Annotated in this window: 16 protein-coding genes; 4 read left to right on the top strand and 12 right to left on the bottom strand. The window is 50.5% G+C overall.

All coding sequences use genetic code 11. From position 1 onward, the window contains the following. The first annotated feature begins 94 nt into the window (after nucleotides 1-94). Nucleotides 95-661, top strand: a complete 567-nt coding sequence (locus AC0YN4_RS19375; RefSeq protein ID WP_475836530.1) for an N-acetyltransferase family protein — start codon at nucleotides 95-97, stop codon at nucleotides 659-661. Nucleotides 662-1,182: 521 nt separating this feature from the next. On the opposite strand, the gene AC0YN4_RS19370 is transcribed toward AC0YN4_RS19375, so the two are convergent. The 4 genes from AC0YN4_RS19370 to AC0YN4_RS19355 form a co-directional block, all read right to left on the bottom strand. After that, on the bottom strand, nucleotides 1,183-3,210 hold the full coding sequence (locus tag AC0YN4_RS19370; RefSeq protein ID WP_475836529.1) for a DUF5107 domain-containing protein: 2,028 nt from the start codon (nucleotides 3,208-3,210) through the stop codon (nucleotides 1,183-1,185). A 24-nt stretch (nucleotides 3,211-3,234) separates the two neighbouring features. After that, on the bottom strand, nucleotides 3,235-4,077 hold the full coding sequence (locus tag AC0YN4_RS19365) for a carbohydrate ABC transporter permease (RefSeq protein ID WP_475783422.1): 843 nt from the start codon (nucleotides 4,075-4,077) through the stop codon (nucleotides 3,235-3,237). Nucleotides 4,078-4,094: 17 nt separating this feature from the next. Then, nucleotides 4,095-5,012 (bottom strand): carbohydrate ABC transporter permease, encoded by a 918-nt coding sequence (locus AC0YN4_RS19360; RefSeq protein WP_475836528.1) that lies wholly within the window; start codon nucleotides 5,010-5,012, stop codon nucleotides 4,095-4,097. A gap of 92 nt (nucleotides 5,013-5,104) precedes the next feature. Next, nucleotides 5,105-6,544, bottom strand: a complete 1,440-nt coding sequence (locus tag AC0YN4_RS19355; RefSeq protein ID WP_475836527.1) for an ABC transporter substrate-binding protein — start codon at nucleotides 6,542-6,544, stop codon at nucleotides 5,105-5,107. Between the two features lie 302 nt (nucleotides 6,545-6,846). On the opposite strand from AC0YN4_RS19355, the gene AC0YN4_RS19350 reads away from it, so the two are divergent. Genes AC0YN4_RS19350 through AC0YN4_RS19340 form a run of 3 tightly spaced genes read left to right on the top strand, consistent with a single transcriptional unit; the run spans nucleotide 6,847 to nucleotide 11,718 of the window. Beyond that, complete coding sequence (locus AC0YN4_RS19350; protein ID WP_475783419.1) at nucleotides 6,847-8,664, top strand: sensor histidine kinase; 1,818 nt, start codon at nucleotides 6,847-6,849, stop codon at nucleotides 8,662-8,664. After that, the gene (locus AC0YN4_RS19345) at nucleotides 8,657-10,114 is read left to right on the top strand and encodes a response regulator transcription factor (protein WP_475836526.1); all 1,458 of its coding nucleotides are present in this window, start codon (nucleotides 8,657-8,659) and stop codon (nucleotides 10,112-10,114) included. Before AC0YN4_RS19350 ends, AC0YN4_RS19345 begins: the two co-directional genes overlap by 8 nt. Continuing rightward, nucleotides 10,111-11,718 carry an extracellular solute-binding protein gene (locus tag AC0YN4_RS19340; RefSeq protein ID WP_475836525.1) on the top strand — a complete coding sequence of 536 codons (1,608 nt, stop codon included), beginning with the start codon at nucleotides 10,111-10,113 and terminating at the stop codon, nucleotides 11,716-11,718. The genes AC0YN4_RS19345 and AC0YN4_RS19340 overlap by 4 nt, the downstream gene beginning before the upstream one ends. Nucleotides 11,719-12,100: 382 nt before the next feature. On the opposite strand, the gene AC0YN4_RS19335 is transcribed toward AC0YN4_RS19340, so the two are convergent. The 8 genes from AC0YN4_RS19335 to AC0YN4_RS19300 form a co-directional block, all read right to left on the bottom strand. Beyond that, entirely contained in the window at nucleotides 12,101-14,107 is a 2,007-nt protein-coding gene (locus AC0YN4_RS19335) for a hypothetical protein (RefSeq protein WP_475783416.1), read from the bottom strand. Nucleotides 14,108-14,322: 215 nt separating this feature from the next. After that, nucleotides 14,323-15,108 (bottom strand): DUF429 domain-containing protein, encoded by a 786-nt coding sequence (locus AC0YN4_RS19330; protein WP_475836524.1) that lies wholly within the window; start codon nucleotides 15,106-15,108, stop codon nucleotides 14,323-14,325. Between the two features lie 860 nt (nucleotides 15,109-15,968). After that, the gene (locus AC0YN4_RS19325; RefSeq protein ID WP_475836523.1) at nucleotides 15,969-17,840 is read right to left on the bottom strand and encodes an RICIN domain-containing protein; all 1,872 of its coding nucleotides are present in this window, start codon (nucleotides 17,838-17,840) and stop codon (nucleotides 15,969-15,971) included. Between the two features lie 544 nt (nucleotides 17,841-18,384). Continuing rightward, a complete protein-coding gene (locus tag AC0YN4_RS19320; protein WP_475836522.1) occupies nucleotides 18,385-19,512 on the bottom strand; it encodes a sensor histidine kinase in 1,128 nt (375 codons plus the stop codon). Continuing rightward, a complete protein-coding gene (locus tag AC0YN4_RS19315; RefSeq protein WP_475836521.1) occupies nucleotides 19,505-20,200 on the bottom strand; it encodes a response regulator transcription factor in 696 nt (231 codons plus the stop codon). The genes AC0YN4_RS19320 and AC0YN4_RS19315 overlap by 8 nt, the downstream gene beginning before the upstream one ends. Before the next feature lie 56 nt (nucleotides 20,201-20,256). Continuing rightward, complete coding sequence (locus tag AC0YN4_RS19310) at nucleotides 20,257-21,123, bottom strand: M15 family metallopeptidase (protein ID WP_475836520.1); 867 nt, start codon at nucleotides 21,121-21,123, stop codon at nucleotides 20,257-20,259. A gap of 116 nt (nucleotides 21,124-21,239) precedes the next feature. Beyond that, nucleotides 21,240-23,111, bottom strand: a complete 1,872-nt coding sequence (locus AC0YN4_RS19305; protein WP_475836519.1) for a family 43 glycosylhydrolase — start codon at nucleotides 23,109-23,111, stop codon at nucleotides 21,240-21,242. Between the two features lie 247 nt (nucleotides 23,112-23,358). Continuing rightward, a complete protein-coding gene (locus AC0YN4_RS19300) occupies nucleotides 23,359-23,586 on the bottom strand; it encodes a DUF896 domain-containing protein (RefSeq protein WP_475783634.1) in 228 nt (75 codons plus the stop codon). Between the last annotated feature and the right edge of the window lie 8 nt (nucleotides 23,587-23,594).

Genomic DNA, 23,594 nt, shown 5'->3' with positions numbered 1-23,594 from the left:
GAAATGGTGCCGATTGCGTTCTATTACCTGTTCTGTGATACTCTAAGGCTAGGGATTTGGGCTACAACCGTCAAGTTATTAATGAGGTGAAATGATGGGCAACATAACGATTGAAGTGATAGAAGATGGCAATATTGAGCCATGCCGGGCGCTTTGCGATGAACTGATGGCGTTTCAGCAGACCCAAGCAACGATGCTGCCGGAAGTTTTTGATGCGATGAATTTCGATACCCGCATGAAGCGAAGCTATGACCGTGCGCCGGAAAGTCAGGTTATCGTCGCGAAGGATGACGGTGAACCGATTGGCTATGTATTCTCGACCATTGGTCAGCTCGACGAAAGCAGCAGGAATGCTTACCCCGACTGGGCTCCTCGCGGAGGCAAGGGCTTCTATCCGGATTGGGATGATCTGCCCACTAAGGTCGGCTGCTTGAACAATTTGTATATCCGTGACGGCTACCGAGAGATGAAGCTTGGCTCCAGGCTGTTCGACATGTCGATCGCCTGGCTGGAAAGCTCCCCGAATGTGGACATCATCTTCATCTATATATCCAATGGTAATGATGCAGCGCTGAACTTCTACCTCAGTCGCGGGTTCACCTACAGCCACGAGGTGTTTGGCGGGTTTATTAAGGCGGTTTATAAGATTACGCGCAGATAGCGAAAAGAACCCCAATGCGTGCATGCCGCGGGGTTCTCGGATTAGAAAAACCCAACGTTAGCCATAACGCCGGGTTTCTATTTGCTTTTTGTTTTGTGTGAGAACGTGAGAACACCTACTGAATCTCTAACGGTTGTCAGCGCGCTTATTTCATGAAATTAACACCTTTATAAATTGTAACGGTTGTGAGCATCGTTATATGCTGCATAATGGTTGATTTTTATCGGAAAATGGCCGAATAAGCTCGCTGGCACGGGCCATTTAGCCGCTGTCACAACCGTTACAGTTCCTAGCCCCACCTTGTTTGCACAAATGTTGCAGAATGTGCAGCATTTCCGAGGATAAGGTCCTGTGTTGACGAAAATGTTGCCCGTTAGGCAGCATTTTCGTCTCCGCAGCGGCCTAGGATCAAATTCACGCTGAAATGTTGCAGTTTACGCAGCATTTCACGGTATTTGCCCCCAGGAGGGGATAAAATGTTGCCTTTCCGGCAACATTTCTCACTTGCTCCCCCACCAGCCTTAACCGATCATCCGGAAATCAATATGGGTCGGCGGCGGACAAAGCTGCATCGCTTCTTCAATCAGCTCCGGTGTCAGCTCGACGTTCCTTTGTGCAGCGAGCTTCTTGGCGTTGTACTTAAACCACAGCTCGATGATCAAGGTTTCGCCCTCGCGGATGACGGCAAATTCGGTGGCGAACAGCTTCTCCATAAATGCATCATGCCCAAGCTCCAGCGCGACAGCGCCTACAATAATCTGAATGCGGTCGCTGCTCGCGAATGCCGGCGGCAGCGATTTGTATACGCGCCACGCCCCCTCGTAATCCTTGTTCTGAATCACGAGATTAAGGTACTCTTCCACGAATGCCCGGTCCGGGAAATGACCGGAAACACCATACGCCTGCTCATAATAAGCCAGCGCACGATCCGTCTCGCCACGCTGCTTCATCACCACGGCTAAATTCCGGTATACCCATGCCGAAGGCTTCATACGAAGCGATGCTTCCCAAGCTTCAATCGCCTCCGCGTCCAGCCCTTTCTCATAACGCATGACTCCGTCATGCAAGAGCGCCGTCCACGTGCGATGATCAGCGTGCTCCAGGCTGCGCTTCAGCCTGTCCATCCATGCGTCTTGAATCATCCAAGACGGCGGAACCTCTTCAACATCCTGCTCCGGAAGATAATCTTCCCGCAGTAGGACAAGCCAAGGCTCCTGCTCCGCCCCGAGCGTCTCATCCGCGAAGAGGAAGCCTTGCGGGACGCCAACACCGCCCTCGCTCTCCCTCCGCAATCGCTCTAACGCGCCCCAGCCTGAGCCCGTATGCAGCGACAATTCCGGCGTTTTGCCCGCCAGCGCCTGATATTTCGCATGCGCGGCATACACCTCTTCCTCGCTGAGCTCCTGACTGACTTGCTCTTCTATATATTCACGTGCCTGATCCCAATTCTCCCGATAAGCCGCTTCCGTATCGATACCGCTCAGCATGCCAATCATTTGCGTAAAATCCCAGACGGAATGCGCAGGCATCTCGATGTCATGCAGCTGCGTTGGCGCGAACCCGCCCTGCACCTCGATGTAGTTGCCTTCGCCCGGTTTCGCCAAGAAGTCGCACCACCGTCTGCCTCCTGCGTGATTGCCCCAGCAGAACATTTTCCGATACCGAAGCCTTGAAGTCGATCGCTCGAAGAACATGCGGCCATCCTCATAGGCGACAGCTTCCCACGGTGACTTCTCGACTGCAGGCGTCTGGAAGAAATACTCGCTCGCATACGGGAATCCCATCGGATAGGACACGTCCACACCCGGAACAGATGGAAGAATCGGCATGCAGTCAGCGCCATAGCCCTTCTGCGCAGGGTCGATATAGATAACATCGCCTGTCCCCGAGAACACCCGTGATCGCTCGGTCTCTTCTACCGCGATATTCGTCCACCAATACATAGGCACGGCCGCCGCTTGATCATTCACGATACGGACATAGACCCCTAACTGCCTGGCACCCCGCGGCAGATGAAAATCGATATGCCAGAACAGATTCTTGCATCGCTCATACTCGTAGATGCGAAGAAACTCGTTTCCTGCATCATCGGTGAGCTTGGCAGCGTGCATCGGCGAACTGGTCGTGAACGTATGTCCTACATGACCGATATTCCACTCGATCCCGCCCGAGAACCACGCGTTCAGAATGGCTAAATTAGCCGGCTGGAACACCGGATTCCGGTACAGGATCTCCCGCCCCGTTGCCTTCTCTTGCAGCGAATACAGCCTCCCGCCGTATTCCGGCAGAAACACAGCTTTCAGCATGTCATTTTCCAGCACAATCGTCTTCAGTTCAATCGTATCGCGCTTCCTCGAATACCGATCCTGCATCCGATACGGCAAATACCGCTCGCCGGTATTGTCCCCCATATATAGCTTATGTTCCGGCGTCAGACTGCCATTATCCGTTACTTCGCGATGCGCGTTCTTATTTCTGAACATCGGCAGGGGGTTCTCCCCTTCCGGCCGTGCTCCCTCAATCGTCAGACTTGCGGTCGTCACCAACATGGCGGTCCATCATCTCCCCAGCTTTTATCCTTTTACAGCACCTACAGTCAAACCCGAGATAATTCGCTTGGATACGAACAAATACACGATAAAGCTAGGCAGAAACACGACCATACAGGCCGCGAAGATACCGCCGTAATTGCCCGTATTGGCATACCCGTACACGATGGATTGCAGCGATAACGCGAGTGTGCGCGAATTGGCATCATTGGAGAAGATCAGCGCGAAGAAGTATTCGTTCCACACCCCTAGAAAGTTGAAGATCGATAGCGTAATGATGCCCGGCTGTGCCACCGGCAGAATGATTTGGATGAACGCTCGAATCGGACCACAGCCATCCATTGCGGCAGATTCCTCAAGCTCTTTGGGAACCGAGGAGAAGAAGCTGGTGAGAAAAAACACGGCAAACGGTACGTTCGTGCAAATATAAACGAGAATCAGCGTAATGATCGAGCCGGTCAGCTTCAATTCCACGAAGATCGAGAACAGCGGAATCGAGATGAGAATACTCGGAATCGCAAGCGCGGACATGAACATCATGTTCAGCAGCCCGCGTCCCTTGAAATGAGCTCGGCCCAGCATGTACGCAGCCGGAGCCGCAACGACGACGATGCCGATGCAGGCCGTAACCGTATAAATAACACTATTCGCAAAATATCGCCCAATGTCCTGCTGCTTGAACAAGTCCGTATAGTTAGAGAAATGGATGCCGCTTTTCAGTAAGGAATTCGTGAAAATATCTCTCGTTGAACTCAGCGATGCCAGGATGACCCAACCGAACAGAATGACGGAGAAGATCAGCCAGCCATAGAGCGGAATGTAAGCCGGTAATAGATTCATTTTCTTTCGCATTGCTACGCTACGCATGAAGATTCCTCCTCCTCTTAATATTCCAAACGGTCCCTCGGGAAAAGTCGGCTGATGAGTGCAGATGCAACCAGAGTCGCTAACGTAATCAAGATGCCTACACTAGCTCCTGATCCGACGTTGAATGCCCCGCCATCGGTCAGCACGGAGTTACCTTTGGCCATGCCGAACACCTTCTGGTACATGTAATACCCCGGTGTAACGGTATGCGGATCATCGAGCCCGAACGTCGCCGACCACACGAAGAAATTGAACGCCGTGATGGTCCATAAGACCAGCGTCGTACGAAACACATCCCGCAGCAGCGGCAAGGTGATTTTGAAGAACTTCGTCCACGGACTCGCCCCCTCTAACGTAGCCACTTCGTAGAAATCGCCGGGAATGCGGTTGATACCGGCATTCAGGATAAGCATGAAATAACCGATCGAACCAAAACTGAACGCCATAATCATGGCATAGTAAATATGCTCGTTATCCGTCCACTGTATATTGGCAAGCGCCGTTAAGCCCAGGCGATTAAATACGGAGGTTAGCAATCCGAAACTCGAATTGTAGATATACTGCAGCCATACGACGGACATGACCACCGCGGAGACCGTATTCGGCAGGAAAATAAGCGACCGCCAGAAGTTTTTCCCTTTTACCCCGGATGTAAGGATGGCCGCATAGAGGAATGCAAAGGTGAAGATCAGCACGCCACCAAGCGCCCATATGCCAAGAACATTTTTGACGGACCCGATAAAATAAGTGCTGCTCGTTACATCCTTGTAATTCAGGAGGCCAACAAACTTCCACTCCGCAATACGGCTGGAGAGAGTCGGGATATTATAGAAGCTCATAGCGAATGTACGCAAAGTCGGATAGAGAAAAATAGCCAAATATATAATGACGGCCGGCGCTAAGAACAGCGCGATAATCGATTTTTTCATTCTCATGACAGCACCCCCGCAACATGTCAGCCCTCAAATTCGTAAAACGCGGCGCTCCCACGAACGCCGCGTTCCGATTGCAATAGCGTTACTTAGCCTTACTTGCCTTCATAGAACTTTTTCGCTTGGTCTGCCATTTTGCTCACGTACGCTTCCGGCTTGATCTTGCCTGTTGCCAGCTCCATGAATGTCGGGAGAACCGTGCCGCTCGAGAAATCGCCGCCGTTGTCGATACCGAAGCCCCAAGGCATGTTAACCTTCGCGTTGCCGAAAGCAACTGCAGCTTCCGCAAGCGGAGCAGGCCATGTCGAGTCAATCGTAGCCGGAATCGCAAGTGCTTGCGCCGACATGCCCTCTTGCGCTTTCTTGCCGACAAGGTACTTCACTAGCTCGAATGCAGCAGGAACGTTCTTGCTGTTCTTATTCATCAACAAGCCTTGTGCGCCGAAGGAAAGTCCTTGTTGGCCGCCCTTGTCATTGCCGTTCGCCACGACAGGGAATTGGAAGGAGCCCCATTGGAAGTCAGGACCTGCTGTTGCCGCTACTTCATTCGGCAGCCAAGTGCCGTTCAAGTACATGGCCACTTTGCCCAGTGCCAGATCTTGCTGTCCTGCCGGATACTTATTACCTGCGATTTTCTTGGAGAAGTATCCTTTGTCATTCAGGATTTGCATGTCTTTCGCAAACTGGAGGACGATCGGATCTTTCCACATCTCGCCTGTTTTGTCTTTGACCAGACTGTCGGTCCAATCGCTGCCCATCGCGCTTCCGAGGTAACCGCCGATGAAGAGATCGCGGTAAGCATCATCGAATGTTAACGGCTCTACGCCTGCTTTCTTGAGCAGCTCGCAATCCGCCAGGAACTCTTCCCATGAAGTAGGAACCGCAGTGATGCCTGCTTGCGCAAACAGGGCTTTATTGTAGAAGAACAGAACCGCGTAAGGCTGCTGAGGAATGGCATAGTAGCCTTCTTCAAGACCTGCCGGCGCAGCCAGTGATTTGACCCAGTCCATCAGCGATGGAAGCAGGGAATCCTTCACGGACTTGCCATCGATACCGATCGACGGCTGCTCTAAGAGCTCGTCAAGCTTCAATACATGATCCTTCAGATTGCCGAGCGCCGAGCCCGGGTCTTGCTCGAAGATATCAATTTGCTCTCCGCTTTCGAGAGCCGGCTTGATCAGTTTATTAATGTCACGACCGTTATACTTCACTTCGACATCCACATTCGGGTTTGCAGCCTCAAATTCTTTGACAGCCTCATCAATGACTTTCGCCTGCGGCTCCGCATTGCTCCACATCGACCAGAAGACGACTTTCCCCTCCAGGCCTGCTGCGGTGCTTTCGTCTGTAGTCGCATTGGCAGCATTCGCATTCGTGCTCGTATTTGCAGTTGCAGCGGTGTTCGTAGATTCCTTCTCATTCACAGAAGCATTCGTTGTCGCGTTATCGTTGTTTGATTTCCCGCAGCCCGACAATACGGACAGCGCCAGCATCGTCGTTAACGTTAATGCGGCTAATGGTTTCTTTCTGATCAAAGTGAATTCCCCCCGGCATGTAATGGCTTACAAATGTGATTATAGGCGCATTATTCCGAAGTAAGTATGACCGCGGATTAGATAAAACTGGATTAAACTAAGCCTGCTTTGGAACGCAAACAAACAGAGAGGAGACACCGTCCCCCTCCTATAGGCAACTTGAAGAGCAAAAAGTATGTAAACCAATTATAAGAATATGGATTAATCTAAGAGCTTTGCTTGAAACCGACTCTTTCGAAATCGATGATGGTATACTCATTTACATAAACTCCATTTCACTCTCGATACGGACAGGTGCTATCATGGGAATTTTAACGAGATTGCGCATCAAGACGCAGCTTCAGTTAGCTGTTGCACTCATTGTGATCATCATGCTGATGATTATTTACTCCTTGTACACCCAAACCTCTCAAATTGTAATTAAGAACAACAATCAATATACCGAAGATACCATTCGTAAATTCAAGCTTAATCTCTCGCAGAAGACCGATGAAATCAGTCAGATTATTCTCAGCCTAGGGTTCGATCCCTTCGTGCAGAAATTCATGACGCAGAACGACCCCAGCTTACTGTACGAGATGAGTAATGAACTGGACCGCAAGATCATCTCATTAAAGGCAGGCCGAACAGGCTTCCGGGATATCGTCTTAATCGGTACCAGCGGGATGCGCTACAGTCTTAACGGCAGCATCGATTTCGTGCAGCGCTCCAACCAAGCAATCGAATCCAGCAAGACCGTGTATGTCAGCGGCTTGGAGGCCTATGACTACAGCTCCGCTTCAAAGAACAGCATGCTGTTCGCTCAGAATATCTATTCCAGCGACCTCGGCAACGGCACGGATGGCAACAGAATCGGCTACATAGCCGTCATTATCGACGTGGAGGCGATGTTCTTCGATGTCGACAGGAGCAAGGCGGAGCCCGGCGTCGGATTCTATCTCATCGACCACTTCGGCAGTGTCTATCCGGAGACGAATTCGCCCGATATCACCAGAACAATTAGTACGTTAAGCAGCCAGCATAATAGTGAGCAGAAGCTGACCGATTCTATCGGTGGCGTCAAGGGTGCCATCCAGATCCAGCGGCTCGACCAGATCAATGCTTCCGTGCTCAGCTTCGTTCCGCAAGAAGCGCTGTTAGCGGAGCTCGACTCCGTGCGTAACCGCAGCATTCTCATCGTTATCCTATCGATTCTACTCATGGCCGTGCCTTTCGCGGTGATTACGAATAATATCGTGCAGCCCATTCAGCGGCTCGTGCGATTCATTAACGGCATCAAATCCGGCAGCATCAAAGATCTGAAAACAACCATTCACCTGGAAGGCAATGTGGAAATGAACGTGGTCGCCGAGAATTTGAACGGGATGTTAAGTGAGATCGACAATCTTACGCATCGCCTCGTCGAGACAAACACCCATCTGCTGGAGGCGGAGATCGAGAAGGAGAAAGCCGCCACGGCTTATCTGCGCAGCCAGATCAATCCGCATTTTCTGTATAACACGTTAGAATCGATTAAAGGTGTTGCGCTGGAAGCAGAGGCTCCTCAAATCGTCGAAATGACTAAGGCACTCGGCAAGTTGTTTCATTACAGCATCAAAGGCTCCGGTTACGTCACGCTCGATCAGGAGCTGAATGCGGTCAAGTCTTACGTATATCTGCAATTGATTCGTTTCGAGGATCGTTTCGACGTTACCTATCATTTCACGGACGAAGCCCTGCAAGTATCGGTGCTCAAAATGATTCTGCAGCCGCTCGTGGAGAATGCGATTTTCCACGGACTTGAACCGAAAACCTCCAAAGGAAACCTCACGATCGTCGGTGAAGTCGAGAATGGCAGGACGCTCGTGCTCCGCATCACCGACGATGGAATGGGCGTCGATGAGGAAACCTTGCACCGTATTCAAAGCAAATTGTTGGAGAAACCTTCCTCATTGAGCCGTGACGGTCAGGATTCATCGGACAGCGACAGCATAGGTTTGCTTAACGTGAATAATAGACTTCGTTTAGCTTATGGCTTTCAATATGGGCTCACCTTCGAAAGTGAAGCCGGTCATGGAACATGCATAACCCTTACGATGCCAAGTCACTACGTACAACAGGGAGGGGATATCCGTGTATAAAGTACTTCTCGTGGACGATGAGAATCTTGTTCTGAAGAGTTTGGCGGCAGGCGTGGATTGGAAGAAGTCCGGCTTCTCTGTTGCGGGCAAAGCGAATAATGCCACCAAAGCGCTTCAATTGATTCAAGAGCTCGAGCCGCATGTCGTGTTTACCGATATCCGCATGCCGGGGTTATCGGGCCTTGAGTTAATTAAGCAGATTAAAGAACTGGACAAGGATATTCAAATTATCGTCATTAGCGGCTACGCTGAATTTGCCTATGTTCAGAAGTCCTTGAATTACGGCGTGCTGGGCTACTGCCTCAAACCCTTCGACGATCATGAAATCCATACCTTGCTTCAAACGGCAGCCGGTAATCTGGATGAGATCAAACACAAGCGCGAAGGCAAGCTGCTGGAATTGCTCGATGATCCGGCTACGGCAAGGGCACAATCCTCTTTTCATGAAATCTTAACGGATGCCGGCGTCACTTCAGATGCCATTTATCTTCTCGTTACCGTCGGCGGCAAAGGCCGGTTAACGTTCCTTGCGGAGACGAATTATGTCGGCCTTAATCTTGGTAATTCCCGCAGTGTCTATTGGGTGCAGGCGGCTGATCGGGATGCGTTATTAGCAGCGATCCAATTGCCTTTGCAGGGCGGCATTCTTGGCATAGGCATCCAGCAGTCAGACCGGAATCTAGAGGGCATGATGCAGCGAATCGAACAATGCACGGTGCGTGCCTGGGATTTCTTTATTCATAATCGCCGGGATCTGTATTGGGAGGAACAGCAGTCGAAGGAGGATACAGCAGCGCTTCTGATCCGAAGGCTTGAGCGAGCGGTAGCGAAGCGTGAATTCACCCTTGCCAACGACTTGCTGGATGAGATGTGTCTGCCTTCGAATAAGCTATGCCTCACGATCTACCATACGCTCCGAATCTATAATATCGTTTATTTTCATTCTGCTTCTCATTCGTCCGAGGACGATTACATCTTCAGTAAGGAGCAGCTGCATCATCTCTATCCGAGCTTCGATCAGATGATCGAAAGCTTGAAGGAGAGCCTAAACGACGAGCTTGAGTGGGCCTCTGAATCTGTTGTAAGCGCATCCCGCCCTGTGAAGGGCGAAACCGAACACGCGAACTTGAAGGAAATCATTAAATATATGAATGAAAACTATCGCAATCATATCTCCATCCAGAGCATCTCGCGCATCTTCTACCTGCATCCGAACTACTTAAGCCAGCTGTTCAAGCGTGAGATCAAAGTGACGTTTACGGAGTACTTAACGAATGTGCGATTAAAAGAAGCGAAGAACCTGCTGCGTACGACGAATCTGCCGATTGGCGAGGTTGCGGAAACGATCGGGTTCCGAGATTACTTCTATTTCACGCGCATCTTCAAGAAGAACACCCAGCAAACTCCGAAGCAATATCGAATGCTGAGCAACGGGGGCAGCGAGTCATGAAGATGAACATTGTGACAAGACGGCTGTCCCTTCTGCTGGCAATCGTATTGCTGGTTGCCACTGCTGTAGGCTGCCGCGACACCAGCCAGCAGAGACTGCCGGCGCAGCCCGCTTCCTCTGCTCCGCCTGAGCATATGGATATTTCCGTTGCGATCTGGGAGCTGACGGATAACTCGCTTGCAGAGGACCCGCTTATCCAACGCTTAGAGAAGAAGCTCAACATCACGATAAAACCGATTGCCATTACTACCGCAAATTACGTGCAGCAGTTTCAGATGTGGGCTTCCACGGGCCAGTTGCCTGATATCTTCGCAGTGGATGCCGTGAATTCCCAGTACTACCGCAATTGGAGAGATCAAGGCGTCATTAAGCCGCTGCCCCGCGATTTATCCGCCTATCCGTATTTGGCCAAGTATTTGGCAACGCCTGAATTTCAAGATCTGAAGGACAACGGCAAGCTGTACTTTATCCCGCGCAAAACCTACGACAGCACCGACTATAACGTTCTGGACCGATTGGTTGCCTATCGTTGGGATCTGGCTCAGCAAGCAGGCATTACCAAAGAACCTGAGACATGGGATGAGTTCCGGGCCATGCTAAGAGCGATTGTGGATAAAGATCCGGAGAACAAGCGTATTACAGGTCTCACCTCCGTCTCCAAGCTGCTGCTGGGCGGATTGTTCTGGCTGTACAGCTCGCCTGCTGCAACAAGCGACGGCAGCGGCAGTGATTTTAAATGGATCAAGGAGGATGGGCGCTTTATTCCAGCCGTATTCTCGAAACACGCTGTCGAGTCCTTGCAGCTGCTTCGAGATTTCTATACGGACGGATTGATTGATCCGGATCTGCCGATTACCAGGGGCAATATGGGCTTTGATAAGTTTGCCGAAGGCAAGGTGGCGGCACTCATCACATCCGGGATGTTCCGCTCCGTGGACTCCAATATAAACAAGAATCGCTGGCAGAAGCTGCACCCGAAGGATGAGGACTTCTACGATAGTGTCCGGTTCCTCAAGCCTCTTCCGAGCACGGACGGCAACAGATACGGTGCGGTGTTCAAAACCTTCTGGTCCGAGAGCTACATCTCGTCGAAGGTGAGCGAGGCTAAGATGGACCGCATCCTGCAGCTGTTCGACTACATGAACTCTCCGGAATTTCTGGAGATGCGGCATTACGGCCTGATCGATGTCGATTACACCAAGAGTGGAGATGCCATACAGAAGAGCGATCCGAATACCAACATTCTATTAAAATATCCATCGTTCACAGCCTTCGCGAATTTGGTCAACTGGGATGGCATGTTCGGGCTGGATCCCAATTTCTCCGGCATTTCGCCCGAAGCCTACGATGCGCAGCAGGAACTGATTGATTACTCCTTGCGCATGACGAGCAAGCAGGCATACGAGCCGCGGCTGACGAACCTATCCACGAGGGCGAAGGATACGTTCACCATCTTCGACAACGATGATATGATTCGCGTCATGATCAGCAAGCTGCCCGTAGAGGTGATATGGAAATCCATCATCGACGGCTACAAGGCCAAAGGGCTGAATCGGATGATTAATGAAGTTAATGCCGAAGCGAAAAGAATGGGCATCGAATAAAAGGTACAGTCCCTCAGCGTTATTGAGGGACTGTACCTTCTCAGGCTGTCGAGAACGTCTCGACAGCCACTTTTTTGTCGATACAACTTGAATAAAACTTTAACGGTTGTCAGCGTGGCTATTTCATGAAAATGAGCCCTTTGGAAACGCTAACGGTTGTGACAGACGTTATCTGTAGCAAAATGATCGATTTCTAGTGAAAAACGTTCAAATAAGTTCGCTCGCAACCGTTAGAAAATAAAAAGGTTAAATTTATACCGTTTAACCACTGTCACAACCGTTAAAGTTGGAATGCAACAATGCATGCGCTCATTGCTCACGAAAGGACAGAACATTAAGAAGATTGCCCCTCACCACTCGTGACACTTTGTACCCTGCCTGCTTACTGCACTCTCAAATTATCGAAGTAGTAATCCAGCGTCGTTCTGCCGTTAAGTTGAGCGGTAAAGCCGGACCACACATATAAATTCACATTGTTGATTTGATGGCGATTGGCCTGGGCGATTCCGGTCAAGCTGATGGTCACGGTGTTCCACTGGTTGGCCGTCAAATTAGGCAGCCGGTTCTCATAGATGACGCCGCCTGTTTGATCCTGGAGCTTCAACACAATGGGTTCGGTTTGCCCCGATGGTGATTGGGTTGTCGGATACACATCGATCTTCAAGCTGGTAGCGTTAGCAATATCTACATAAGGACTGCTAATGGTGTAGTAGCCGTTAGCCCAGCCGCTCGAAGGCACCGTGTAATGGAACTTGATGGATTGAGCGCCTTCGGTTTTCTTCGTAGTATCTGCTGTTCGCGTAGCCTCTCCTGCCCATTGCGCCGTATTCTCAAAGCCGCTAATTAAGAGGCCCGAAGAGGAAGACGTCGTTGTAACTGTGTAGCTGTCGATATCCGCTGCCGGATTATCGGCGGAGTCTCGCTGAATCTTAATTGTATTCGATGTACCCGCATTCAACGGTATCGTTATGGAGCCCGTATTGGAGAACGTGTTCCAGCTGCCCGTTGGCGCGAAGCTGGTTTGCTGGATTTTCACATTGTTCACGTACAAGCTTAACGTTCTCGCATTCGTATTCGCGTTGGAGAAGCGGACAACTAGAGTCGCATTCCCTCCTGCGCCGCCATTTACACTGTTGACTTGGGAAGACGCGCCTACACTGTTCAAATTACCGACAACCTTGCCATTAGACGCATTAGTTGCATTCTGCTGCTGCCCGCCGCCGGCATAGGTTCCGTTCTCCGCTTCGTAGACCGTCGTTCCTCCCGTAGGCGGCGGCGTCGTACCGCCATAACCTGAGGTGGCCGGAGCAGGTGGCGGAGGCGAGTTCGTCATAATCGAGAGAAGCTGGCTCATGACAGGCTTAAACGTATTATTGTTGCGCAGCAATCCGAAGTTGGATTCCGGATCATTCAGATTGGTGCTGCCATCTTTGTACGTATACAGAAACATCGGCCCCGTCCAAGCTGCCCACGCAGACTGCGTCCACACTTGGAAGGCAGACACGATATAGTCGCTTTGCTGCTGCTCCGTTACCGTATTCGGACCGGATGTGGGGTATCCGAATTCCGTTGCCCATATTTGCTTGCTTCCGTCTCCGTTGTTGGCCATAATCGTATGAATTTCATTCGCCCGCAGAAGGGCGTTCCATACGCTCGGCGTTGTCGGAGCCGCAGGCCAGCAATAAGGATGAATCGCGAGCGCATCAAAATAGTTCTTTCCTCCGTTCGCATAAATCCCAGTCACCCAATCATACGGATCCACGATTCCCGATGTATTGATGAGGTTTGCCGGTGCGCCGTTAACGATCGTAACCGGTACTTGCAAGTCCGTAGAAGCTGCACGGATGGCAGTCGATCCCGGAATGAGAATATTGCTGACGAATAAAGAAGGACTGGATTGCACCGAGTAATTCGGCTCATTCCATAACTCATAAGTCGTTACGCCAAGCGGCAAGTAGCGTCTTACGGCAAGATCGAGGAAGTTCTTCCACGCGTTGATGTTCGCCGCATTCGGATAGTAGCGGGTATCCGAATTTCCGCCATTCGCCCAGCTCGGCGTGTAGCCGGCTACGAGCATTACCTTCAGCCCTCTGCTAAGCGCTGTGTTGACCATTTTGTCAGGCCAGCTCCAGTCATAGGAGGTAGCTCCGCCTGCTTGCACAATGTCCCATTTCAAATCCAACCGCACCCACTTCAAGCCTGCGGCTACGACATTATCTGCGGCCGTATTGAGTTCTGCTTGCGTCCCAAAATACCATTGCCCCATTATTCCGCCTCTTGTATTCGGCGTACTGTAAGCGCTAACACTTGATGGCATGGCTAACGTCGAGATCAACATAGCCAGCATGGCGATAATCAGTACAACCGAGATCCTGCTGCTTCTTTTCATGATAGAACCTCCCAATCGAGTTTTAATCATGTCGACCCGTGGTGGATAGAAGCTTTCTTGCGTTGCGTTGCGTTGCACGACAGGTAACCAATCTTCCCCCTTTGTGAGTGGATTAGCACAATGTCTCTATTGTGCTTTGCGCATATCGTACTTTACAGCCAAATAGGCGTCAATTGAAGATCTTTACCTCTGTTCTATTGGAATTATGATTGTTGTTACTGCTGCGCATAAACGATTTCAATCGGAATGCCCGACAGATCGTTTAGTGGCGGCTCGTTCGTGATACGCCTTGTACTTGCCGGGTTCTCCATCATCAATCGAGCGGTCAGCGCAAGGACTGTCGCATCCAGGACATCGTCCATTTTAGCTGAAACATTGTTCCAGACCGGGTCTCCGCCACTAGCGACATCGTTGATATAATTCGGGATATGGGCCTGAATAACCGCGAGCCGTTCGAATAAGCCTGGGAGATGATGCTTGCTCGAGAAGCTTCCACGATTCGATAAAGCCAGGAAACAAACTTCAGGATGTGCTTCCGAAACCACGGGACGGTCCGCGATGCTTAATACGAAGTCACGTACATTCGCAATTCTGGGGACCAATGCATAGCCGGGAGGGGTCAGATTAATTTGCGTATCTGTAACATTAATGCCATTAATCGCGTTGTACCTCTCTCTTGGCGATCGTGCTGGTTCGCCATCCGATTCTGCACGTGTAAGGCGCCGCCACTCCTCTAACGCATTGTAACTTGGCGCATGGAAGCATCTCTTCTTATTGGCAGGACCCAATATATCCATAACTAATTCATCACACCGACGTTTGCCGCTGCTGCTAAGCCCGAGCGGCATATCGATCAGCAGCTTCCGGCAGGTCGTGCCGAATTCGGCCCAGAGCTCTTCCAAACGTTCTACCTGAACATAGCGGATTGTCGTCTCTTCCTCTGTACCATCCAATAGAGCTGCTACCCATTGATTTTTGGAGCCGTCAACACCGATATACACGCATTCTTCCCCCTATTGAAAACCTATGATCGTTCCACACAATATTCCCATCATACTCCGCTTAGATGATCATTCGCTAGTCTGAGACTCTATCTCTCTCAAGGTAGACTACCGCTCTGATTGGTAGGCAATCAGCAACATCACTGCAGCCAAAAAGTAACCCTTCCGGCTTAATTGGGGGCCGGCTGTCACAACCATCCAACCATCATGTGTTGGTTAGGGGACTCCCCTTGCAGCTCGAGGCTGCTGTCTTACGAACATTCGTGAGTTTCTCCGCAAGCTGTGACTGACTGAGCATGAGCTTTGAGATGCTCAGCCTGTTTTTGCTATTTTGGGAAGTGCGAAATATTTTAACGAACCGTACGGGGCTTATTTGTCCGAAAATAGCTCCCAAAAAATTCTAACGAACCGTACAGGTTCTATTTGATGGTATCGAGGCAATTGGAAGCCGATTTTCCCAGAATAAGGCCTGTACAGTTCGTTAGATTCTTGAAGCTCCGGTTTTCGGCCAAATAAGGCCTCCACGGTTCGTTAGATGTTCGCGAATCAGATGAGGGGTGTCAGAAGCGGTTGGCTAGATGCGTAATTATGGATGTGGTAGACGAGATGCTGAGTGTGAAATGCAGGAGTGTGAGATGTGGATTGCGAGTTGCGGAGTATGAGTTGCAGAAGCGCGAGATGCGGAGTGTGAGTTGCTCGCTTTTGCTCTATTTGTAGGAGGCGCATTAAACGTGGGCCGAATCTAGTAGAAGAACGATAAGATACTAAACACTAGCTTCTCACCTAGCTGAGCCGGACCCTTATCAGGTCCGGCTGCTGGCTGCATGGTTACGATGAAGCCATACTAAGGCATTCCGCTATCAATTCACTTTCACGAGCTGCCACTGCTGATTCGTTCCGCCGTTGTCGAAGTACTGGATGACGTCGCCGCCATCCGCGGTTGATGCGCCGCTGACATCCGCGAGTTTGCCGCTATTTCGGTTGATCAGCTTGTAATAGCTTCCGACGAGCACCGGCTGCCATTGCTGACTAAGACCGGTGCCGCTTGTATTCTGGATGATATTGCCGCCATCCGCAGTCGATTGCCCCGACACATCGAGCGCCTTACCGCTATTGCGATTTACCAGCTTGTAGTAACCGCTGCCGACGGAAACGAATTGCCACATTTGGTTCGTGCCGCCGTTGTCTGTCCACTGGATAACATCTGCTCCGTCCGCTTGCGATGCTTGGCTAACATCCATCAACTTGCTGCTGTTGCGGTTCACCAGCTTGTAGTAGGCTGACGTATCGATTGTCGGCGTAGTGACACCGGAAACGCCGGTGATGACGAAGGTACTGACAGAACCGGCCGGAACCGTCGCCGTAAATTTCTTGTTCGAGAGCGTAAGACCGGAAACCGCAGCCAAATTCTCCGTGCCGCTGGTCCGAGTCCCTGTCACCGAACCCGTCACGTTCGTAAACTGCGACAGGTCATACGTCACCGTGTTGGAAGCAGAGGAGTCGTTGACCGTAACGATGACGAGCTTGCTTCCCGTACTGTCATACGCTGCGATGGAATCCCCATCGGCGATATCGAGAATTTTGTAGCCTGGGCGGATGTACTTGCTCCACTGAGCCATAGAATAGTACTTCTTCTTCACGGTGAAGGTGCCAAGGTTCGCGCTGGCATTATTCAGATCGGTTTCGATCATCCCCCAGCCGCCCGGTGTCTCTACCGCTTGCCAATAGACCCATGCTGAATTTTTCATATACTTGATATCCCACAAAATATTCCGAGACATCGTGATTCCATTCGCTTCCCCGTCACCGTGCTCGGAGTTCCAGATCCGTTTGCCGCCGGCTGCGGTGTTCAAGCCTACACGGTCACTGCCCCCGTACGTATGCGAATTGTACTGCACAAGCTTCGCCTTAGTCGCCGCCGAGTAACTGTTAATCGTATCCCTCGCAAGGTCGATACTCGTTTCTTCCGGCGCGCTGATGCCCGTCGTTAATCCTTTGGCAGTCAGCGAGTTGTACAGCTCACCGATCATGATCTGCTGATTAGCGGGGTACATGCGGTTGCCCTCTTGGCGATTGCCGAACGTCCAATAATTGGAGCTTGGCTCGTTAAAGGCAGAGAGTGTGCGGAAATTAATGCCCCAGCTGGTCTGAAAATGCTGCGTAACCGTCGTCAGATAGTCCGCGAAATCATCATACATATCCACCTTCAGGTTCTCGTCGGCGTTGTTATTCCCGGTAACACTGCCGCTCTTCGTCATCCACCACGGAGGTGAATTGGCGAACGCCTCAGCAATGAACTCGCTCGGGCTGATTCGTGACTTAGCGGCGTTCAATACCCAGCGTTGATTGGCATCTTGCGTCCAATCGTAGCTAGCGGTAGCCGAAGCCTTAAAGCCGGGTATCCGCGCCCGCAAGTCCATATGGTTCGGATAGGCGGGATTCTCACCTCCACCGATATTGTAGCGCACGATGTTCAAATTCAGCCCGCTCGTGTTGAACAGCCGATCCGCATAGTCGTTGCGTACCGAATCCGATGCACCTCCGACACGGTGCGCCCACCAAGCGAGCGTCGTGCCCCAGCCTTCCCATGTCTGATATTGAACACTTGGATTAACGACAGCTGTATAAGCAGCTGCACTTACCTTGGGAACATGCATGCCTCCCAAGCCCGATCCCATCATCGTCACCATCACCACCCAGCTGAAAATGGACAAACCAATTCGTTTCAACATTACGCCATTGCTCCTCTCATCATTCGAATGTTCATCAGGTAACTGATCACGTAACTCAGGTGGACCGCTCTCCGTCCGTCCCTTCGCTTCGCCTCACCCCCTTTACGATCAAATCAAATCGATAAGCAGGAATAGAGCAATAAACTAGCCCGCTACAGCAATGAAACCCATTTCATCAATGAGCGGCAAGCAACTAGATTGTACCATATTTATATGTAAGCGTTGTCAATTTATGGTCCTTCTCCGAAATAAAAAAAAGCCCACCCATAAGCGAGCGAGCGTGTCTATGCTATTAACCTTCGCCTTCGTAATTCTGCAGGAGCAAGCTCCCTCGCGATGAAGGCTGAGGGTTCGCAAATCGAACTCTCAGCTTACGGATTCCGGGTAATTGTCTCTCCCGAAGCCGTTATGCGGATATGCCGCTTAAAGTATCAAAACCAGCTAGTTGGAGGCACCGATAGCGAATATACCGCTTATCGAGTCGGTTCTCGGGTAGAAATGAGCTCATCAAGCGATTTTCCCAAGGCCCAGCAACCACCGCCTCCTACACAGACTCAGCTTCCCCGCCCGCGTCGGCTCCCATATTTCGCGGCAAACGAACCTCGAACAGCGTGCGAATGACATCGCTCTGTGCCGTGATGGTCCCTTGATGCTGCGTCACGATGTTCTTCGCGATGGACAAGCCAAGGCCTGTGCTTCCTTCGCTGCGATGGGTACGCGCTTTATCGCCGGTATAGAACATATCGAAGATGTACGGCAGCTCCTCCGGAGGAATGCTGGTGCCGTAGTTAACCACCTGAATGATGGCTTCCTCCGCTTCCATGTGGCCGTTGAGATCGATAAAACGTCCCTCTCTGCCATAGCGAATGGCATTGGTCAGCAGATTCTCAAACACGCGCGCCAGCAGCTCGCCGTCCCCCATGACAGTCAAATGCGGAGCCACATTCAGGCGCGTAGTTAGATTGTTTTTCTCCAACGCCGGATAGAGCTCCTCGTTCAGCTGAATGAGCAGCTCGCTCAGATCAAGCGGCTTCTTCTCCACCTGCAGCTTGCCATAATTCACTCGCGTGATTTCGAACAGCTCGTCAATCAGCTTCTCAAGTCGCTGCGACTTCGTGTACGCGATGCTCGTATAGTGGTTGATTTGCTCCGCTGTCAGCTGATCGCCCCGAAGAATGAAATCCAGATAACCAAGCACCGAAGTCAGCGGCGTGCGCAAATCATGCGCCAAGTTTAAGACCAACTGCTCCTTGCTGTTCTCTGCAAAATCGCCTCTCTCCAGCGCTTGCTGCAACTTCTCACTGGCTAGATTAATATCCCGCGCGATATCCTCGAATTCGTCATTGGATGAGAGCTGTACACGATTGTTGAAGTCTCCCTTGGCAAGCTGATTGATTCCGCTGGATATTTCACGAAAATAAGACGCATAACGGCTGGTGAAGAGGTAGAAAAACAAAATGGAGAGCGGGATAAAAACGATCATGAAAAAGTTGATATCGCCGATTTCGCCGATAAAAGTCCGTACCCTAAAGAGCGGACTTTCCCGCTTGGTAGTCGAATAATAAAGCTGCAGCACTTTATAGAGCAGATAAGTAATGCCGCCTGACAAAACCATGCTCAGTCCAAAGTACTGAAGCATCTTAAATCGGAAGCTGCGGACCATCTCAGCCATGGAAGGAATACCCCACTCCCCATACCGTCTTGATCAGCTTGTTCTTGCGAACATCTTCACCAAGCTTCTTCCGGAGGGTACGAATATGAACCATGACCGTATTGTTTCCTTCAAAATAAGCTTCACCCCACACCTGGAGAAAAAGTTGCTCGGCGCTGAACACCTTCTTCGGATGACTGGCCAGCAGGTACAGGATATCGAACTCTTTTGGCGTAATCTCGATCGTTTCCCCATAAAGAACAACTTTGCGTTGCTCTGGATTGATCAGCAAACCACCTGCTTCCACTGCCAGTGGATTCGCTGCTGCAGGCTGATTCAGCAGCATGGATCGTCTCAGCTGCGCGTTCACGCGAGCCACAAGCTCCATGGGGTTGAACGGTTTGGTGACATAATCATCCGCCCCGCTGACGAGTCCGGTAATCTTATCGAGATCGGTCGTTTTGGCGCTTAAGAAGATGATCGGCAGGTTATAATGAGCGCGAATTTGCCTTGTTGCTTCGTAGCCATCCAGCTTCGGCATCATAATATCCATAATCGCCAAGTCAATGGGATGCTTCTGGATCGCAGCGATCGCCTCATGCCCGTCCGTCACTTTTATGCAGTTGTAACCCTCTTTGTGTAAATGCAGCTCGATTAGATCGGCAATTTCCGCCTCATCATCTGCTATCAGAATTGTGATCGACTTCATTCGTTCCTCCCTGGATTCCATTAGCATGAGGCATGCTCGTAAGTTTCATACTTCCATTACTTGATTTGTGTGGTCACAATGACCCCGTCCTTATTGTTGCCTGACAGCTCATACTTGCCATTCGCCGGTACGGGAATGGTGGTATCCCCGGTGATCGGATAATAAGAGATCTCATAGATTTCATTATCAATCTTAATCGTAATTCGCTTCTTGTCCTTCAAGTAGTCCAAGTACTCTTCCAAGACAAAGTTCTTCTTCTCCATCACAGCACTGTGCGGCAAACCAACATAACGGAAGTGCCACGGCTCGAACTCAATGCCCGTGATCTCCGTTTTGTCTTCAGGATACCGCAGGATAAACCCATATCGCCATGCATTCTTCTTCAGCCACTTGCCCTCAAGCGCTTGACTCATCTCCGCTTGGGTCGAACCGATATCCAGCGATAGCCCCAAATTATGTTCACTGTAGCCTGCCGGCAGGGCGTAATCAGCACCCTTCTGATTATAAAGCAGATTCTGCTCCTCATGATTCCGATAACCGCTGTTGATCATAAAATGGCTCACGCCATCGTTCTTTGCAGCCTTGACCATATCCGCAAATTTACGTGCCAAACTTGGCGACAGCTCAATCTCATTATCCAATAAACGGAATCCATTCACCAGCTCCAGATGCTGAGACAAATTAACCGCCCCGGTCTCCTCACTTTCCGGATGCACCGGATGATCCTTATTCACAAGCAATAAGTCGCCTTTATAAATTTGATCTACGTCTATATGAAGCTCACTCATTGGAGACGATGCCTCTTGAGCTTGCTTGCTTTCATTCAGTTGAACTTCGTTATCGGCGCTCAATTTGGTCTCCCGGACACCGTAGCCGAACAACAGCGATACGAGTATTACAAAACAAAAAACCCACTTCTTCATTTCCCAAGCCCCCTTACCCCTCTATGTATCTAAGGATAAAGAAAACTTGTTAAGAAGAAGTGGGGGAAAATCTAAAGGATTTCTTAAACTTCGCCTGTTCCTTTACGTTCAACGGTCTAAGCGAGTTCCCCAATCCGAATATCATCGAATGTGGCGCTGCCGAATTGAACGAATAACCGCAGTTTCAGTGGTGCTTGAGCCTGTCTTTGAAATCTCGAAATTAGGGTCCGATTGCCGTTCACACAGAGGTCGATCCAATTCTGTTTGATCACGACCTCAATCGAGGTGGTTTCATGCAAGGCTTGGACGCCATAGATCGAAGCAGCTTCATTCTCGAGCAAAGAGGAACAATGGGCACGGTGAATGCCGACTTTGCTGCGGGAAGGATCGAATCGAATATCATAACCGTCCTCGAATCCGTTTGGTCCGGCAATGGATAAGCCGTAATATAAGTTGCGGTTTCCAGGGGTAGCCTGACAAGAAAAGATCAGATCCCCTTCGAACCCATCGAGATCAATATCGCGATCGATAAATCCGTTGAAATCGTTTAATGCTACCTGGTCAATCTCATGCGTAGCAACCGGCTCCGTCGCTAGTTCCGGCATGGGCTTGAACCCTAATGTACCATCAGCATGCTGCACAAGCTCACGAATAACGAGTTCTCCTGCGTACCTATCCGGTGTGGACAGGAATCCCGCCACAACTCGTCTCCCATCATGATAGGCGGCTGTCTTCGGCACGCGCCATTGCACGCAATCGAATACATCCATCGCCGGACGCAGCCACGGCCCCATCGGCTCTCGGGAATAACGATACCGCGCAACGCCGTCATTACTGTAAATCAGATAATACCAGCCATTCCACTGAAAATAATCCGAGCATTCCGGCTCATCATGATACCCCGGCACGATAAACGGTTCCTGCTCCGTCCAGCTCACGAGATCCTCTGACGTCAGATGGGCTAAGCAGCCCTGATTGCGAGAAGGCGCGAGCAGACTCGTTGTAATCAGCATATGGTACACGCCATCCTCATCCTGAAACACATGCGGATCCCGGACAGATGCCAACGAATACTTATTGGACAGTCCTATGTACTGCTCTGTTTTGTGGAACTTCGATCCATCGGTGCTGATTGCATACGTTAACTTGGCCGGGGAACCATCCGTAGCCCTAACGGCATAATAAGCATAATACCTATCATCCTTCACGATGACCGAACCCGTGCAGATCGAACCTTCCCAGTCCGCTGTAATGGCCACGGCCATGGGATGATGCTCCCAGGTTTTGAAATCACGCGTACTTATCTGAGCCCATTGATGCGCGCCAAGACTCCATTTGCTCGCATGACCTCTACGGTCGTACAAGTAAAACAAACGGAATCGTTCACCATCAAAGAACGGCATGCAATCCCCGACTCCGGTATTGTATCCACGCGGCCTCCAATACTGGATCGACGTTGGCTCCACGCCAAGATATTGATCCTCGAGCTGCGCCGCAGGTTTCTCAGGGGTGATTGCATTCTTCCATACATAGAGTTTATCGCTGGCCTGACCGGTCCTGATCTCCACATTCGCGAGCGGCAGTGTACCCATTGGCCAATCTTCGTCCACCAGAACGCCATCGACATAGAAGCGAACCGAGTGACCGTTATAGCTGAGGAATAATGAATGTCCCTCGCGACCGACTGCATCCCACGGAACAGATAAGGTTAACGGATTCGGACGTGCGTCTGTACGAAATTCCACGATAATTGAAGACTGCTGTACGGCAGCCGAAGTTCCGGAATAAACGCGAATAATTTCCTTATGCCCCTGCTCATGATGATCTTGATCTTGATCCTGCTGAACAATGGACACGTAGTCTTCTTCGTCAGGCACTTGCGCGATCGCAACTTGCAACGACAAACGCTGAACATGACCCCAATTGAATTGGACGCTCTCACGGCTGTTTAGAAACAAATCGCATGGTATCTCTACGGGCTGGCTCATGAATGATACACTCCGTTCTATTCCGATTCTATAGGTGGAAGAAATAAGTCCCGATTACGCTCATAAAGCTGCTTGTACGTTCGATAGCCCCGCTCATACCTAGCTACGTTGCAGAGCTTCCATTCCTCCACCTCCATGAGTTTCTTCCTATAACATATAATAAACATACAGAATAGTCACAACAATCATACACAAGCATTCCAAATAAATAAGGGAAGCAGCGATTCGCTGCTCCCCTTATTATAAATTAGTGCGCTGCTCTTCTTGCCTGTTCTTGCTTTAATTTCTCCGGCGTAACATCATTGCCGTCCGGATCGATGATCGTGGAATGCAACAGCAGACTGCCTACAGAGCCGCGAAAGATGCGAAGATATTCTTGGCGCAGATCGGCTTGTTCTGCTTTCTCGGCTTCCGTTAAGCCGGAAACTTTTTGCTTCCTGGACAGCTCATTAATTCGATTAAGGATATTCAGTATGATGGCTC

This window comes from Paenibacillus sp. J22R3 (genome assembly GCF_056269305.1).
This window is presented reverse-complemented; position numbering and strand designations above follow the sequence as displayed.